Origin of the sequence: Streptomyces sp. Tu 3180, assembly GCF_009852415.1 — a bacterium.
Taxonomy (GTDB): domain Bacteria; phylum Actinomycetota; class Actinomycetes; order Streptomycetales; family Streptomycetaceae; genus Streptomyces.
Map to the genome: position 1 here is coordinate 3,974,555 of NZ_WOXS01000002.1, position 15,013 is coordinate 3,989,567.

Genomic DNA, 15,013 nt, shown 5'->3' on the forward strand with positions numbered 1-15,013 from the left:
GAAAGAGGGAGGCACCCGGTGAGCTCCCCAGGCTCCAGCCCGGGATCCGGCCCCGGCCCGGAATCCGGTTCCGCCGAGAACCGCACCCGCACTCTCACCGTCCAGGCCGCCGGCTGCGTCCTGTGGCGCCGCTCCCCGGTGAACGGGGAGCTCCTGCTCTGCCTCGTGCACCGGCCGAAGTACGACGACTGGTCCTGGCCCAAGGGCAAGCTCAAGCGCGGTGAGGACCCGCTGGCCGGCGCGTTGCGCGAGGTCGCCGAGGAGACGGGCCACACCGCGGTGCCGGCCGTCGAGCTCCCCCCGGCGCACTACCTGGCGGGCGGCCGCCCCAAGCGGGTCCGCTACTGGGCGGCCGAAGCCGTCTCCGGCACCTTCACCCCGGGCGACGAGGTCGACCGCATCCTCTGGCTCCCCCCTCGAGCGGCCCGCGCCCGCCTCACCGAACCCAGGGACGCGGAACTGGTGGACGCCCTGCTCGCCACCCTGCGTCCGGCCGTTTCCTGAGCGCGCTCCCGGCTGTCCCGTTCCGGCCCGGTCGCCCGGTATCCCCCCGTGTCCTCGACGTAAGCGTTCCGTGACCTCACCGCACCGTCCACAGGGGTTCACCCCTCGTTCATTTACGCCCATCGGCGCCGTCACCTGTTCTGCCTAATTTCGGCCTTACGCGATGCGGATCGCCCGGTAAAGAGGGAGACCGCAGCACTCACACTTCGCACGCCGCCGATGCAGGACGGCGGCTCCTGGAAGGAACTCAAGTGAAGCTTCAGCGCAAGAACCGGCGGGCCCTCGCTCTCGGTGCTCTCGCCGTCTCCGGCGCCCTGGCCCTCACGGCGTGCGGCTCCGATGACACCGGCAACGCGAACGGCGGCGACGCCTCCGCCACCGCGCAGGCCGGCAACATCGACTGCGGTGACGCCAAGGGCCAGCTGCAGGCCTCCGGCTCCTCCGCCCAGAAGAACGCCATCGACGCCTGGGTCAAGCAGTACTCCGCGGCCTGCAAGGGCGTCCAGGTCAACTACAACCCGACCGGTTCGGGCGCCGGCATCACCGCGTTCCTCCAGGGCCAGACCGCGTTCGCCGGCTCGGACTCCGCGCTGGAGGCCGAGGAGATCGAGCAGTCCAAGAAGATCTGCAAGGACGGCCAGGGCATCGACCTGCCGATGGTCGGCGGCCCGATCGCCGTCGGTTACAACGTCCCGGGCGTCGACAACCTCGTCCTGGACGCGCCGACCCTCGCCAAGATCTTCGACAGCAAGATCACCAACTGGAACGACGAGGCGATCGCCAAGCTCAACCCCGAGGCCAAGCTTCCCGACCTGAAGATCCAGGCCTTCCACCGCTCGGACGAGTCCGGCACCACGGACAACTTCACCACCTACCTCCAGGCCGCCGCGCCCAAGGACTGGAAGTACGAGCCGAGCAAGTCCTGGGAGGCCAAGGGCGGCCAGTCCGCGCAGGGCTCCTCCGGTGTCGCCCAGCAGGTGAAGCAGACCTCCGGCGCGATCTCCTACATGGAGCTGTCCTACGCCAAGGACGGCATGAGCACGGTCTCCATCAAGACCGAGGCCGCCGAGCCGGTCGAGGCCACCATCGAGAACGCCACCGCCGCCATCGGCGCCGCCAAGGTCGTCGGCACCGGCAAGGACCTCGCGCTGGAGCTGGACTACACCCCGTCCGCCGAGGGCGCCTACCCGATCGTCCTGGTGACGTACGAGATCGTCTGCGACAAGGGCAACAAGGCGGAGACCCTGCCCGCCACCAAGTCCTTCCTGAACTACATGGCCTCCGAGGACGGCCAGGGCCTGCTCGCCGAGGCCGGCTACGCCCCGATGCCCGAGGAGATCATCACCAAGGTCCGCGAGACCATCTCGGGCCTGAGCTGACCCGAGTGTGCGGACCGGCCCCGACCACGGGGCCGGTCCGCACCGTCCGGTGCACCGCCATCAGGAGCCCCCGGCCCCCGGACGGCTCCGACCGAGCCGCCCCGACCGGCGGCTCCGCAGACCGGAGAACCCGATGGACACCCCTACACAGAACCTCACCGCCCCTCCCGCACCCACTCCACCGACCGAGGCCGAGGCCAAGCGCGCCGCGCGCGGCGCCACCCGCCCCGGTGACCGGATCTTCCTCGGGCTCTCCCGCGGGTCCGGCATCTTCGTCCTGGTCCTCATGGCCGCCATCGCGGCCTTCCTGACCTACCGCGCCTCGATAGCCATCGGTGAGAACGAGGCGAACTTCTTCACCGCCTTCGAGTGGAACCCCAGCGGCATCCCGCCGGAGTTCGGCATCGCGGTCCTGGCCTTCGGCACCGTCGTGTCGTCGATCATCGCCATGGTCATCGCGGTCCCGATCGCGGTCGGCATCGCGCTGTTCATCACGCACTACGCCCCGCGCCGCCTCGGCGGCCCCATCGCGTACGTGATCGACCTGCTCGCCGCCGTCCCGTCCATCGTCTACGGCCTGTGGGGCGCGCTCGTCCTGGTGCCGCAGATGGACGGCCTCTACGGCTGGCTGGACGACTACCTCGGCTGGACCGGCATCTTCGAGTGGCACGGCGGCGCCCCGCGCTCGCTGTTCACCGTCGGCATCCTGCTCGCGATCATGATCCTGCCGATCATCACCAACGTGAGCCGCGAGGTCTTCCGCCAGGTCCCGCGGATGCACGAGGAGGCGGCCCTGGCCCTCGGCGCCACGCGCTGGGAGGTCATCCGCATGTCGGTGCTGCCCTTCGGCCGCTCCGGCGTCATCTCCGCCTCGATGCTCGGCCTCGGCCGCGCGCTCGGCGAGACGATGGCCGTGGCCATGGTGCTCTCGCCCTCCTTCGACATCAACGCCAGCCTGCTCGACCCGGGCGGCGGCACCTTCGCGCAGAACATCGCCAGCAAGTTCAACGAGGCCACCGAGATGGGCCGGGACGCCCTGATCGCCTCCGGTCTCGTCCTCTTCGTCATCACGCTGCTGGTCAACGGCGCGGCCCGCCTGATCATCGCCCGCCGCAAGGAGTACTCGGGGGCCAACGCATGAGCAACGCAACCCTTTCCCCGAAGCACGGCTCCCTGCGCGGCGCGACCCTGCCCAAGTGGTTCGCCTGGGCGGTCGCCGCGGGCTCCGTCGCCGCCGGTCTGGGCATCAGCGCGGCGGCCGGCCTGAACAGCGACATCCAGTGGGCCCTGATCGCGGCCCTGCTGTTCGTCCTCGGCTCCTACGCCATCTCCGCGAAGGTCGAGGGCAGCCGCCAGGCCAAGGACCGCACCGCCACCAGCCTGGTGTGGGTCGCCTTCATCCTGGCCGTCGTCCCGCTCCTGTCCCTCATCTGGGAGACCGTCAAGCGCGGCGTCAAGGTCCTCGACGGCTACTTCCTCACCCACTCCATGGGCGTGGTCGCCGACACCGAGCCCGGCGGCGGCATCTACCACGCCATCCTCGGCACGCTGGAGCAGGTCGGTCTCGCCACCCTGATCTCCGTGCCGATCGGCGTGCTCACCGCGATCTACCTGGTCGAGTACGGGCGCGGCAAGCTCGCCAAGGCCGTCACCTTCTTCGTCGACGTCATGACGGGCATCCCGTCGATCGTCGCGGGCCTGTTCATCCTCAGCCTGTGGATCCTGATCCTGGGCATGGGCTACTCCGGCTTCGCCGGCTCGATGGCCCTGTCGATCCTGATGATCCCGGTGGTCGTCCGCTCCACCGAGGAGATGCTCAAGCTCGTCCCGAACGAGCTGCGCGAGGCGTCGCTGGCGCTGGGCGTGCCGAAGTGGCGCACCATCCTCAAGGTGGTCCTGCCGACGTCGATCGGCGGCATCACCACGGGTGTGATGCTCGCGATCGCCCGCATCACCGGTGAGACCGCCCCCGTGCTGCTGCTGGTCTGGGTCACGAACTTCATCAACGCCAACCCGTTCCAGGACCCGCAGGCGTCGCTGCCGATGTACATCTACCTCCAGTACTCCAACAGCGGCGGCTCCGGCGCGGCCTACGACCGTGCCTGGGCGGCGGCCCTGACGCTCATCGCGTTCATCATGATCCTCAACCTGGTGGCCCGCGGCATCGCCCGCTGGAAGGCCCCGAAGACCGGTCGCTGACGCGGCCAGCGGTAACAGTCAGCGACTCGGACGAAAGAAGCAGTGATTCACATGGCCAAGCGCATCGATGTCAGCGGCCTCAACGCCTACTACGGCTCCTTCCTGGCCATCGAGGACATCTCGATGACCGTCGAACCCCGTTCCGTGACGGCCTTCATCGGCCCCTCCGGCTGCGGCAAGTCCACCTTCCTGCGCACGCTCAACCGCATGCACGAGGTGACGCCGGGCGGCCGGGTCGAGGGCAAGGTCATGCTCGACGACGAGAACCTGTACGGCGCGGGCATCGACCCGGTGGCCGTGCGGCGCGAGGTCGGCATGGTCTTCCAGCGCCCGAACCCGTTCCCCACGATGTCGGTCTACGACAACGTGGCGGCGGGCCTGCGCCTGAACGGCAAGTACAAGAAGTCCGAGCTGGACGACGTCGTCGAGAAGTCCCTCAAGGGCGCGAACCTCTGGAACGAGGTCAAGGACCGCCTGAACAAGCCCGGTTCGGGCCTCTCCGGCGGTCAGCAGCAACGTCTGTGCATCGCCCGCGCCATCGCGGTCGAGCCGAACGTCCTGCTGATGGACGAGCCCTGCTCCGCCCTGGACCCGATCTCCACCCTCGCCATCGAGGACCTGATCGGCGAGCTGAAGGAGCGCTTCACGATCGTCATCGTGACGCACAACATGCAGCAGGCGGCCCGCGTCTCCGACCGCACGGCGTTCTTCAACCTGGCGGCGGTCGGCCAGCCCGGCAAGCTGATCGAGATCGACGACACGGAGCGCATCTTCTCCAACCCGTCGGTCCAGGCCACGGAGGACTACATCTCCGGCCGCTTCGGCTGATCCGAACTCCTCGCGGTGCTGCATGGCGGTGCCACCGCGAGGACGAAGAAGGGCCCGCCCCTGGCTCCCGGGGGCGGGCCTTTCGTCGTGGTGCCCGCGTCCCTTCCCGCCCGGCCGGGCCGGGTGGCGGGTGGACACGGGCCGGGGGTCCGGGGGCGGAACCCGGGTACGGAGCTACAGGAACGCCAGGTGCACCAGCCCGAACGACGCCGCGGCCACCAGTGCCGCCGCCGGCATGGTGATGAACCACCCGAGGACGATGTTCTTGGCCACCCCCCACCGCACCGCGTTGACCCGCTTCGTCGCCCCCACACCCATGATCGCGGACGTGATCACGTGCGTCGTCGAGATCGGCGCGTGGAACAGGAAGGCCGACCCGAACATGATCGTCGCGCCGGTCGTCTCCGCCGCGAACCCCTGCGGCGGATCCAGCTCGATGATCTTCCGTCCCAGGGTCCGCATGATGCGCCAGCCGCCCGCGTACGTGCCCGCCGACAGCATCACCGCACAGGCGATCTTCACCCACACCGGGATCGGGTCGCCGTAGTCCTCGACGTCGGCGATGACCAGCGCCATCACCACGATGCCCATCGTCTTCTGCGCGTCCTGGAGGCCGTGGCCCAGCGCCATCCCCGCCGCCGACACCGTCTGCGCTATGCGGAAGCCCCGCTTGGCCTTGTGCGGGTTGGCCCGCCGGAAGATCCACATGATCGCCGTCATCACCAGGTAACCGGCGAGCAGACCCACCACCGGCGACACGAACATCGGGATGACGATCTTCTCCAGCACCCCGTCCCAGTACACGGTCGTGCCGCCGGCCAGCGCGGCGCCCACCATGCCGCCGAACAGGGCGTGCGAGGACGAGGAGGGCAGTCCGAAGTACCAGGTGATCAGGTTCCAGGTGATCGCACCCACCAGCGCGGCGAAGAGGATCCCCATCCCCGTCGAGCCCTCGGGTGTCTGGATCAGCCCTTCACTGACCGTCTTGGCGACCCCCGACCCCAGGAACGCGCCGGCGAGGTTCATGACGGCCGCCATCGCGAGCGCGACCCGGGGGGTGAGCGCCCGCGTCGACACCGAGGTGGCGATCGCGTTGGCCGAGTCGTGGAAGCCGTTGGTGTACGTGAAGAAGAGCGCGACCCCGATGGTCACGACCAGAGCGAAGGTGTCCATGGCCGGGCCTCAGGACTCCTTGACCGCGATGGTCTCCACCGTGTTCGCCACGTGCTCGAAGGCGTCCGCCGCCTCCTCCAGTACGTCCACGATCTGCTTCAGCTTCAGCACCTCGATCGCGTCGTACTTGCCGTTGAAGAGGTGGGCCAGCAGCTTGCGGTGGATCTGGTCGGCCTGGTTCTCCAGGCGGTTGACCTCGATCCAGTACTCGGTGAGGTTCTCCATCGTGCGCAGGTGCGGCATGGCCTCCGCGGTCAGCTCCGCGGCCCGCGCCAGCACCTCGATCTGCTGCTCGACGCCCCGGGGCAGTTCCTCGATGTTGTAGAGGACGACCAGGTCGACGGCCTCCTCCATGAAGTCCATGATGTCGTCGAGGGACGATGCGAGGGAGTAGATGTCCTCGCGGTCGAAGGGCGTGATGAACGAGGAGTTCAGCTGGTGGAAGATCGCATGTGTGGCGTCGTCACCCGCGTGTTCCGCCGCCCGCATACGCTCTGCGATCTCGGCCCGGGCGGAGGTGTCCGCCCCGAGCAGTTCCATCAGGAGTTTCGAGCCCGTGACGATGTTGTCCGCGGATGCGGCGAACATGTCGTAGAAGCTCGTCTCCCTGGGGGTCAGACGAAAGCGCACGTGGGGTCCTCGATATGCATCGGTTTCAGTCAGGCTGATGCTAGGCGCATCATCCGGCCACGACTAACGGGCCGCCCCCCAGTGTCGCCCATCAGGCAAGCTGATGAGCACGGGGGCGGTCCGCGGGCCGTGTCCGGCCGCAGCGCACGGCATCGGCCAAGAGGCCTATACCCAGCAAAGTTCGGTACCATATACCCGCCAGGGGTATGCAGCGACCGTCAGGACACCAGGAGGACGCGATGACGACCACCGAGACCGGCGCGGACGCGCCCTCCTCCCCGGACGCGGCCGACGTGACGGACGTGACGAGCGTGCCGAACGCGGCGGATGCCGTGAACACGGCGGACGCGACGGACGCGGCGGACGCCGTGACCGCCCACGACCGCGGGATCCACGGCTACCACCACCAGAAGCAGGACCACGTCAAACGCCTGCGCCGCATCGAGGGCCAGATCCGCGGCCTGCAGCGGATGGTCGACGAGGACGTCTACTGCATCGACATACTCACCCAGGTCTCCGCCTCCACCAAGGCGCTGCAGTCCTTCGCGCTGCAGCTGCTGGAGGAGCACCTGCGCCACTGCGTCGCGGACGCGGCCGTCAAGGGCGGCGACGAGATCGACGCGAAGGTCAAGGAGGCGACGCAGGCCATCGCCCGCATGCTGCGGACCTGAGCGGCCGGCCCGGCGGGCGGTCAGTCCCTGGAGGACTCCGCCCGCGCCTCGGCCACCCGCAGCACCTCGTCGATGCTCTCCAGGCTGAGCCGGTCCTCGGCGGCGGAGGCGGCGATGATCAGCTCTCCGCACAGCTCGATCTCGGCGAGCGCCACGTGGTCCTGCACCGTCCCGCCCCTGAGCCGAGCCACGCGCCTCACCTCATCTCCGCCGTCACCGGCTTCCTAGAGTAGGGAGCGGCCTACGCACCGCGCATGGCACGGAAGGGCTAGTTCAGGCCGGTCACTCCTCGGCTCACCCCTCGGCGATCCGGCCCGCGTAGATGTCCTCCCCCTCGGGGAGCCGCACCTCGGCCGGCGCCCCGAAGCCGTACAGCAGCGTGGTCGAGGCGACCGCGACAGGTTTGTCCTGCCCCCCGTTGACGAAACTGAACCGGTGCCGGACCTTGCGGATCCGCCCCTGGTCGTCGAGGTAGGCGTCGAACGGCACCTCGGCCGTGGCGAACCCTTTCGCCGCCGCGGCCAGCGGACCGCGGTTCGCGTCCGAGGCCTCCCGCGCGGCCGCCGCCAGGTCCGCCGTCCCCCGGTAGTGCCGCACCCGCGTCCCCGCGACCTCGGTCCGGCCCACGAACGTCGCCCGGCGCGTCCCGCGCAGCACCTCGGCGGCGGCGAACGGGTCGGTGGCCCCGCCGGTGACGAGGTTCCCGTCGGTCAGCGTCCCGGTGTCCACGCGCACCCACTTGTCGGCGGGCACCCCGGCCCCCCGGTTCTTCATGAACAGCGCCCCGGGGGCGAGCAGTTCGATGATGGGCCGCCGCACCGCGTCCCCCGCCGGATCCTGCGGCAGCAGCACCTTCAACCGCCCCAGCCGCCTGCGGTAGTCGTACACGCCCTCGCCCCGGACGGTCACCCGGGTCCCGCCGGCGGCCATCTCCAGGGAGGTGTGCGCCTTCGAACTCCCGGCGTCCACCAGCGCGTCGGCGGCCCCCCGCAGCACCCGGACCGGGTCGCCGCCCGGAGCGTCCCCGGTCACGGCACTGCTCCGCGCGCAGCCCGCGGCCCCCAGACAGAGACAGCCCACGACCCCGGCCGCCGCCACCATGCCGACCGTCCGCCGGTACTGCCGTCGTCGAGCCATCGTCCGCCTACCCCCGCTCCGTCCGACACGGGCCGCCTGTCGTTCCGGTTAACGACCGGTGGAAGCCCCCGTCACGCCGACACACCGGAGCGCTACGGTGGTCGACGTGGCGCACCAGGACAACGAGTCGGACCCCGGCCGGCACAGCACGACCACCGTCGAACAGGGCCCTTTCTGCGTGGCCCGCTGCACCTGCGGCTGGCGCGGCCCGGCCAGAAGAGCCAGGAGCCAGGCCCGCACGGACGCCGAGAACCACACGGCCGAGTGACCGCACCCCCGTGACCGGCATTCCGCCTCCCGCAGTTCCCCGAGGGCCCCGGGGAGTGCCTCAGGGCCCTTGAGGAACCCCCGCTCGAAGAGCGGGGGGAGGCACCCCTCCGGCGCCGGGCCGCGCTCCCCGCACCGCACCGGTTCCGGGCAGCCGGCCGGCGCCCCGCGCCATGGAACCTCCAAGTCCCCGCAACCGTCTCGTTCCACGGACCCGGGAGGCCCCCATGGAACGACGTACCTTCCTCGCAGGCGCGGCAGCCGCGGCCCTCACCGCCACCACCGCCTGCACCGGCGGCGGGGACGGCGGCCCACCCCGCCGGACCCCCGCCTCCCGCACCCCTCCCGCCCTCACCCCCACCCGCGCCACCGCGTCCGCCCCCACCCCCGCCGACTGGAACGCCCTCGCCCGCGACCTGGACGGCCCCCTCCTCCGCCCCGGCGACGCCGACTGGCGGACGGCCCGCCGCCTCTACAACACCCGCTTCGACGGCCTCGCACCCGCCGCCGTCGCCTACGTCGACCACGCCGACGACATCCGCACCGCCCTCGCCCACGCCCGCGCCCACGGCGTCCCCGTCGCGATCCGCAACGGCGGCCACTCCTACGCCGGCTGGTCCTCCGGCGACCACCGCCTGATCGTCGACGTCTCACGGCTCGGCACCGTCCGCGTCGTTGCGGACACCGCCGTCATCGGCGCCGGCGCCAAACTCATCGACGTCTACCGCGCCCTGGCCGCGAGGGGCGTGACGATCCCCGGCGGCTCCTGCCCCACCGTCGGCGTCTCCGGCCTCACCCTCGGCGGCGGCCACGGCGTGGTCTCCCGCGCCTACGGCCTGACCTGCGACAGCCTCACCCGGGCCGCCCTCGTGACCGCCGACGGCACCCGGCTCACCGCCGACGCGACCGAGAACGAGGACCTCTTCTGGGCCCTGCGCGGCGCCGGCAACGGCAACTTCGGCGTCGTCACGGAGCTGCGCTTCCGGACCCACCCGGCTCCGCGGAGCGTCACCGGGTACCTGACCTGGCCCTGGCCGAAAGCCGCCGCCGTCACGGCGGCCTGGCAGGAATGGGGCCCGGCCCAGCCGGACGAGATCTGGTCGTCGCTCCACCTGGCGAACACCCCCGGCGGCACCCCCACCGTCTCCGTCACCGTCTTCTCCCTCGGCACGTACGGCGAACTCCAGAACGCCGTCGACCGCCTGGCCGGCCGCGTCGGCGCCTCCGCGCGCAGCGTCTCGCTCAGGCGCCGCTCGTACCAGGAGTCGATGGAGCTGTACGCCGGCTGCTCGTCCTTCGCCGACGACGCGCAGTGCCACCTCCCGGGCACGACGCCGGGCCGCTCCCCGCAGGGCGCCCTGAAGCGCGAGACCTACTCCGCCCGCTCGGACTTCTTCGACCGTCCGCTGGACGCCGCCGGGATCGGGACCCTGCTCTCCCAGGTCCGCGGCGTCCGCGGCGGTTCCGGCAGCATCGCGTTCACCGCGCTCGGCGGAGCCGTCAACCGGGTCGCGCCGACGGCCACGGCGTTCGTCCACCGCCGCTCACGCATGCTGGCCCAGTACCTCGCGTCCTGGAGCGCCGGGGCGTCCGGCTCCGCCGCCGAGTCGTGGCTGACGTCGGCTCACCGGGCCATGCGCCCGCACGCGTCGGGCGCGGCCTACCAGAACTACCCGGACCCGACCCTCACCGACTGGCGCCGGGCCTACTACGGCGACGCGGCGCCGCGCCTGGCCCGGCTGAAGAAGCGGTACGACCCCGACCGCGTCTTCACCTACCCCCAGGCCCTGTGAGCGGCCGGCAGACCGAAGAGGGAGGGGAGAGGGGAGGGCGAGCGGAGGGGAAGGCCCGGTCAGGCCGCCAGGTCCCGCTCCTCCGACCCGGACGTCTCCCTCCGGGTCCCCGCGACCATCGCGTCCCGCGCCGCACCGTCCCGCCTCCGCGCCGCGACCAGCCACCCGGCCCGCGGCGACCGCTCCACCGCCCGCACGACCGGCGTCAGCAGCGCCATGGCGAGCGGCGACAGCAGCAGGGCGACCGCCGTGCCGAGCGCGAGTCCGCCGACGACGTCCGTCGGGTAGTGCACGCCCATGTAGACGCGGCAGAAGCCCTCGAGCACGGCGATCCCGAGGCCGACGAGCCCGAACCTCCGGCTGGCGAGGAACAGTCCCACCGCGAGCGCCATGGTGATCGTCGCGTGGTCGCTGACGAAGGAGTAGTCGGTCTTGCCCTCGACGAGGACCTCGAGCCCCTCGTGGTCGTTGAACGGCCGGGGCCGCTCCACGAATCCGCGGATCGGCACGTTCACCAGGACGGCGACACCGGCCGCGAGCGGTGCCCACACCAGCGCGGCGACCGAGGACGCCGCGTCCTCACCGCCCCGCCGCCGCACGCCCCACCAGCACCACAGCACCAGCAGCACCATGGCGAACAGCAGCCCGTACTCGCCGACGAACTCCATGATCCGGTCGAACCACGGCGGCGCGTCCTTGGCGAGGCCGTTGATGTCGTACAGCAGGTCGACGTCGGGGTTCGACCCGGAATCGGCGAGTCCAGCCATGGTGCGCGGCCCCTTCGTCATCTCTCTCCCGGCGCACGCCGTGCACGCCGTTCTCTCCACCCCCGTGGTTTGTAGACCCGCTCGTCCGCTCGGCTACGACAACAGGAACGCACGGTCCCCGCTGATACGTTCCACACTCCACTGAATGATCACGCAGACGTTATCGAAGAGAGATGCATCCCCGCAGCTCAGGGGGTGGGTTCACGCTGCGCTCACACCGTCGTGGGCAGCGCTTTCGCGCCATCTTCGGTGACCCGGGTGGCACCGAAGTAGTCAGGCGTGTCGATCGGGTCGAATCGGATCACGGCGCCCGGACGCGGCGCGTCGATCATGTACCCGCCGCCGACATAAATACCCACATGCCGGATGGCCCGGGAATTGGTGAGGTCGTCCGAGAAGAACACCAGATCTCCGGGGAGCAGTTCGTCCCGCTTCGGGTGCGGCCCCGCGTTGTACTGGTCGTTGGCCACGCGCGGCAGCGTGATCCCGACGCTCTCGTACGCCGCCTTGGTCAGGCCCGAGCAGTCGAACCGTCCGCCCTGCTCAGCGGTGCCGTTGCCGCCCCAGAGGTAGAGGGTGCCGAGCTTCTTCTGCGCGTAGGCGATGGCGCCGGCGGCCTGCTCGGAGGGGTCGACGCGCCCGACCGGCGCCGCGAAGCTCTTCTCCAGCGCGGTGATCCGCTCGACGTAGTTCCGCGTCTCCTCGTACGGCGGCACGCCCCGGTACTTGATCACCGCGTAGGCCCCGGCGTTGTACGAGGCCAGCATGTTTTCGGTCGGATTCCCGGGGACGTCCTTCACGTAGGACGCGAGCGTGCAGTCGTACGTGGCCGCCGACGGGATGGCGTCCTCGGGGTCCCACACGTCACGGTCCCCGTCCCCGTCCCCGTCGATGCCGTGGGTGGCCCAGGTGCCGGGGATGAACTGCGCGATGCCCTGTGCCGCCGCATGGCTCTGCGCCCTCGGGTTGAACCCGCTCTCCTGGTAGAGCTGGGCGGCGAGCAGCGCCGGGTTGATGGCCGGGCAGAGGTTGCCCCACTTCTGCACGAGCGCCTGGTACGCGGCCGGCACGGTCCCCTTGGCGAGCGCCTTCGCCGCCCCGCCGCCGACCCCGTTGACGAGGTTCCCGGCGACGACGTAGACCCCGACGACGAGCAGCATCACGAAGGCGAGCGAGGCACTGACGGCGACGCCCGTCGCGATCCACACCTTACGCACCGTCAACCGCCCCTGTTCGTCGGGAAGTACGCCGCCGCACGTCAGTGTAGAGGCGGCACCCGCCGGATGGGGTGATCATGTGACGGGAGTGCCGCCCGGCCTTGTCGGGCCGCACTCCGCCCCGGCGCCTTCCCGCCGGACGGAGCCGGAGGGACCGGTGCGGCCGGCCCCGCCCCGCCTTCGGCGCCACTCCGCCCGGGAGCCGGACGACGGCCCCGACCGCCGCGGAGCGCTCAGGAGTTCGTCCCCACGGCCAGGGGGAACCGCACGCCCGTCAGTTCCTCCGAGACCCCCCACAGCCGCCGCGCCGTGTGCGGGTCGCTCGCCGCCCGCGAGCGGCCGACGAGGGTCGGCACCCCCCGGGCCTCCGCGAACCCGTCCGGACCGACGTAGCTCGCCCCGGGGAGGTCCTGGGTCACGGCGTAGAGCGTGGGCAGCGCGCCGGCCTCGTCGTCCTGCGCGAGGAACCGGTTGCCGATCTTCAGGAAGCCCCGCATCACCGGGTTCGCGGCATGGCTCTGGAGATTGGTCGCGGCGTACCCGGGGTGGGCCGCGAACGCGCGGACCGGCGAGCCGGCCTCCGACAGGCGCCGCTGGAGTTCCAGGGTGAACAGGAGGTTCGCCAGCTTGGACTGGGCGTAGGCGCGCCGCGGGGTGTAGCGGGCGGTCATGTCGAGGTCGTCGAACTCGATGGTCGCGCCGCCCCAGCGATGGGCCGCGGAGGACAGGGTCACGACGCGGTCGGTGACGTACGGCAGCAGCAGGTTCGTGAGGGCGAAGTGGCCCAGGTGGTTGGTCCCGAACTGCATCTCGAAGCCGTCCTCGGTGCGCCGCCTCGGCAGCATCATCACGCCGGCGTTGTTGACGAGGGCGTACAGCGGGTCGCTCCAGCCGGCGGCGAACTCCCGCACCGAGGCCAGGTCGGCCAGGTCCAGGCGCCGCACCTCGGTGCTGCCGGACATGCCCGCGGCGGCGGCCCGCCCCCGTTCCACGTCCCGCACCGCGAGGACGACGTGCGCCCCGGCCCGCGCGAGCGCGCCCGCGGCCGTACGGCCGATACCGCTGTTGGCGCCGGTGATGACGACGGTCCGGCCGGTGAGGTCGGGCAGACGGGTCGCGTTCCATGCGTGCGTGCTCTTCTCAGCCATACCCCGAATGTAGTCGCCGCCAACAATGCTGTCAATGACAACAAAGCTGGCGGCGCCAACACCGGGATACGATGACACCCATGCCCGCAAGCCGCCCCTACCACCACGGAGACCTGCGCTCCACCCTGCTCGCCGGCGCCGAGCGCACCCTGCGGGAGAAGGGGGCCGGCGCGCTCTCCCTGCGCGAACTGGCCCGCGAGGCCGGAGTGAGCCACGCCGCCCCCGGCCGCCACTTCAAGGACAAGCAGGCCCTGCTCGACGCCCTCGCCCTGAGCGGCTACGACCGCCTGGCCCAGGCCCTGGACGCCGCCGACGACCCCGCACTCCCCCTCCAGGCCCGCCTCACCGCGCTGGCCCGCGCCTACCTCGGCTTCGCGACCGACAACGCGGAACTGCTGGAGCTGATGTACGCCCGCAAGCACGATCCGGAATCCGCCGGGCGGATGGCCGACGGCGTCGAGCGCACGGTGGGCCTGATCGGCCGGGTCGTCGCCGAGGCACAGGGGCGGGGCGAGATCGTCGAGGGCGACCCCGCCCACCTGACGGTCGTCCTCGGCGCCGTGCTCCACGGCCTCGCCGTCTTCACGGCCGGTGACAAGTCCGCCGCCTACGCCTCGCAGCACGGCGGCGTGGAGGAGTTGGTCCACCTCCTCCTGCACGGGCTCAAGCCGCGCTGAGCACACACCTCGTTGCCCGGCGTCACCTCACGTGATACACAGAGTGACGATACGACTCTTCACCCGCCGGATCGTGCCCCTCCCGGACTCCGGCGCGCGCCGGTGGCAAGCTATTCGTACGAAACCCGCCAACGGATGACGCCAAGTCGACATACGACAGCGACAATGTCGGCGACAATGAGGCCTGACCTCTGCACTCCTGCAGGGGATGCGGAACTACCCATACAGGGGCGGTGACTTACATGCTCTTTGCGGCCGACGAGGGAGACATCAACACCATTATCGGCGGGATCGCTCCGGATTGGGGCCCCTTCGGCAGCCTGGGCAACGAGGCCAAGGTGATGATCGAGGTGGTCATGGCGGTCGCCATCCTGATCTGCCTGGGCATCGCCATCTGGGGGGCGGCCAAACAGCGCATCGGCGCGACCGCGTTGAGGGACACGTTCAGCGCCGAACAGGGCAAGGGCCTCATCATCGCGGGGCTGACGGGCGTCTTCATCATCGGCTCGCTCGGCACGCTGTTCACCATCGTGTACGGCATGGCCGTGTAGGCCCCGCCCATCGGTTCCGACCGGGCACGCCCGGCCCCCCTCCACCCCACCCGCCCGTCGTGCCCACCGGCT

17 protein-coding genes are annotated in these 15,013 nt (G+C 70.9%); 10 read left to right on the top strand and 7 right to left on the bottom strand.

Annotation, left to right across the window (positions count from 1 at the left end):
* The first annotated feature begins 18 nt into the window (after positions 1 to 18).
* From GL259_RS18775 to pstB, 5 genes are all read left to right on the top strand, one after another.
* Complete coding sequence (locus tag GL259_RS18775; RefSeq protein WP_279578625.1) at positions 19 to 504, top strand: NUDIX hydrolase; 486 nt, start codon at positions 19 to 21, stop codon at positions 502 to 504.
* Between the two features lie 251 nt (positions 505 to 755).
* A complete protein-coding gene (gene pstS / locus GL259_RS18780) occupies positions 756 to 1,883 on the top strand; it encodes a phosphate ABC transporter substrate-binding protein PstS (protein WP_159534312.1) in 1,128 nt (375 codons plus the stop codon).
* 133 nt (positions 1,884 to 2,016) lie between these two features.
* Positions 2,017 to 3,024, top strand: a complete 1,008-nt coding sequence (gene pstC / locus GL259_RS18785; RefSeq protein WP_159534314.1) for a phosphate ABC transporter permease subunit PstC — start codon at positions 2,017 to 2,019, stop codon at positions 3,022 to 3,024.
* Positions 3,021 to 4,082 carry a phosphate ABC transporter permease PstA gene (gene pstA / locus GL259_RS18790; protein ID WP_159534316.1) on the top strand — a complete coding sequence of 354 codons (1,062 nt, stop codon included), beginning with the start codon at positions 3,021 to 3,023 and terminating at the stop codon, positions 4,080 to 4,082. The genes pstC and pstA overlap by 4 nt, the downstream gene beginning before the upstream one ends.
* Before the next feature lie 51 nt (positions 4,083 to 4,133).
* Positions 4,134 to 4,910, top strand: a complete 777-nt coding sequence (gene pstB / locus GL259_RS18795) for a phosphate ABC transporter ATP-binding protein PstB (protein WP_159534318.1) — start codon at positions 4,134 to 4,136, stop codon at positions 4,908 to 4,910.
* A 174-nt stretch (positions 4,911 to 5,084) separates the two neighbouring features.
* Here the strand turns inward: pstB and GL259_RS18800 are convergent, their stop codons facing one another.
* Positions 5,085 to 6,083 carry an inorganic phosphate transporter gene (locus GL259_RS18800; RefSeq protein ID WP_159534320.1) on the bottom strand — a complete coding sequence of 333 codons (999 nt, stop codon included), beginning with the start codon at positions 6,081 to 6,083 and terminating at the stop codon, positions 5,085 to 5,087.
* A 9-nt stretch (positions 6,084 to 6,092) separates the two neighbouring features.
* On the bottom strand, positions 6,093 to 6,713 hold the full coding sequence (locus GL259_RS18805; RefSeq protein ID WP_159534322.1) for a DUF47 family protein: 621 nt from the start codon (positions 6,711 to 6,713) through the stop codon (positions 6,093 to 6,095).
* Positions 6,714 to 6,952: 239 nt separating this feature from the next.
* Here GL259_RS18805 and GL259_RS18810 point away from each other — a divergent pair, with 239 nt between their 5' ends.
* Positions 6,953 to 7,384, top strand: coding sequence for a metal-sensitive transcriptional regulator (locus tag GL259_RS18810; protein ID WP_159534324.1), 432 nt, complete (start codon positions 6,953 to 6,955; stop codon positions 7,382 to 7,384).
* A gap of 20 nt (positions 7,385 to 7,404) precedes the next feature.
* Here the strand turns inward: GL259_RS18810 and GL259_RS37705 are convergent, their stop codons facing one another.
* A complete protein-coding gene (locus GL259_RS37705; RefSeq protein ID WP_208026492.1) occupies positions 7,405 to 7,584 on the bottom strand; it encodes a hypothetical protein in 180 nt (59 codons plus the stop codon).
* 94 nt (positions 7,585 to 7,678) lie between these two features.
* Positions 7,679 to 8,521, bottom strand: coding sequence for a hypothetical protein (locus GL259_RS18815; RefSeq protein WP_159534326.1), 843 nt, complete (start codon positions 8,519 to 8,521; stop codon positions 7,679 to 7,681).
* A 106-nt stretch (positions 8,522 to 8,627) separates the two neighbouring features.
* On the opposite strand from GL259_RS18815, the gene GL259_RS37710 reads away from it, so the two are divergent.
* Both GL259_RS37710 and GL259_RS18820 read left to right on the top strand, forming a co-directional pair.
* Complete coding sequence (locus GL259_RS37710; RefSeq protein ID WP_166461526.1) at positions 8,628 to 8,789, top strand: hypothetical protein; 162 nt, start codon at positions 8,628 to 8,630, stop codon at positions 8,787 to 8,789.
* Positions 8,790 to 9,015: 226 nt separating this feature from the next.
* Positions 9,016 to 10,581, top strand: a complete 1,566-nt coding sequence (locus GL259_RS18820) for an FAD-binding oxidoreductase (protein ID WP_159534328.1) — start codon at positions 9,016 to 9,018, stop codon at positions 10,579 to 10,581.
* Positions 10,582 to 10,640: 59 nt separating this feature from the next.
* On the opposite strand, the gene GL259_RS18825 is transcribed toward GL259_RS18820, so the two are convergent.
* The 3 genes from GL259_RS18825 to GL259_RS18835 form a co-directional block, all read right to left on the bottom strand.
* Complete coding sequence (locus tag GL259_RS18825; protein WP_159534330.1) at positions 10,641 to 11,348, bottom strand: phosphatase PAP2 family protein; 708 nt, start codon at positions 11,346 to 11,348, stop codon at positions 10,641 to 10,643.
* Between the two features lie 212 nt (positions 11,349 to 11,560).
* The gene (locus GL259_RS18830; protein ID WP_243762581.1) at positions 11,561 to 12,508 is read right to left on the bottom strand and encodes a bifunctional lytic transglycosylase/C40 family peptidase; all 948 of its coding nucleotides are present in this window, start codon (positions 12,506 to 12,508) and stop codon (positions 11,561 to 11,563) included.
* Between the two features lie 290 nt (positions 12,509 to 12,798).
* Positions 12,799 to 13,713 (bottom strand): oxidoreductase, encoded by a 915-nt coding sequence (locus tag GL259_RS18835; protein ID WP_159534332.1) that lies wholly within the window; start codon positions 13,711 to 13,713, stop codon positions 12,799 to 12,801.
* 71 nt (positions 13,714 to 13,784) lie between these two features.
* Here GL259_RS18835 and GL259_RS18840 point away from each other — a divergent pair, with 71 nt between their 5' ends.
* Together GL259_RS18840 and GL259_RS18845 are read left to right on the top strand one after the other, a co-directional pair.
* On the top strand, positions 13,785 to 14,390 hold the full coding sequence (locus GL259_RS18840) for a TetR/AcrR family transcriptional regulator (RefSeq protein WP_159534334.1): 606 nt from the start codon (positions 13,785 to 13,787) through the stop codon (positions 14,388 to 14,390).
* Positions 14,391 to 14,632: 242 nt separating this feature from the next.
* On the top strand, positions 14,633 to 14,941 hold the full coding sequence (locus GL259_RS18845) for a hypothetical protein (protein WP_006136301.1): 309 nt from the start codon (positions 14,633 to 14,635) through the stop codon (positions 14,939 to 14,941).
* Positions 14,942 to 15,013 lie beyond the last annotated feature (72 nt).